This window comes from Falsigemmobacter intermedius (genome assembly GCF_004054105.1).
Taxonomy (GTDB): domain Bacteria; phylum Pseudomonadota; class Alphaproteobacteria; order Rhodobacterales; family Rhodobacteraceae; genus Wagnerdoeblera; species Wagnerdoeblera intermedia.
In genome coordinates this window covers 1-209 of the sequence record NZ_SBLC01000029.1, presented here as the reverse complement: position 1 = coordinate 209, position 209 = coordinate 1, and positions in this window count along the sequence as shown.

Here is a 209-nt window from a genome sequence, read left to right as displayed (position 1 = left end):
CTTTTCACCATCCAAAGTTTAGCTGCGCAATAATCCGTGATGCAGTACCGCCACGTCCTGTGGGATTACGTCACCCTCAAGAAACCGATTTCAATACCTGCTTATTTTATCTTATATGTTCAAAAATATGAAATAACTTACGTTACTAGGTCATGTTGACAAAAGGGATTCACACCGAGCCTGGAGCGTGATTCAAGCTGGTATCTGCG